This window comes from Pseudomonas tehranensis (assembly GCF_014268615.1).
In the GTDB taxonomy this organism is placed as follows: Bacteria; Pseudomonadota; Gammaproteobacteria; order Pseudomonadales; family Pseudomonadaceae; genus Aquipseudomonas; species Aquipseudomonas tehranensis.
In genome coordinates, this window is sequence record NZ_JABWQV010000501.1 from 1 (window position 1) to 485 (window position 485).

Here is a 485-nt window from a genome sequence, read left to right on the forward strand (position 1 = left end):
GGTATCGACACGCTGATCGGTGGCACTGGCAACGACACCTACATGGTCGACAACCTCAAGGACATCATCAGCGAAACCAGCACCCTGGCCAGCGAAATTGATACGGTACTTTCCTCGGTGAGCTGGAGCCTGGGTGCCAATCTGGAAAAGCTTACGCTCACTGGCGGCGCTCACATCAATGGTGCCGGAAATGCCTTGGGTAACGTGCTGATCGGCAATCGCGCTAACAATACGCTGAGCGGTGGAGCCGGCAACGACATATTGGATGGCGGCAGCGGCGTCGACACGCTGATCGGTGGTACCGGCAATGACACCTATGTGGTAGACAATCTCAAGGATATCGTCACCGAAACCAGCACCTCGGCCACCGAAGTCGACACCATTCGCGCGTTGTTGAGCTGGAGCCTGGGCGCCAACCTGGAAAACCTCACCCTGACCGGCACCGCTCACCTCAACGGCACCGGCAACGCCCTGGGCAACGTGCT

1 protein-coding gene is annotated in these 485 nt (G+C 58.8%); it reads left to right on the forward strand.

Translation table 11 applies throughout. The annotated features are described in order from the left end of the window. Positions 1-485: calcium-binding protein (locus tag HU811_RS27170; RefSeq protein WP_186659214.1), on the forward strand; the 485-nt coding region annotated here is incomplete at both ends.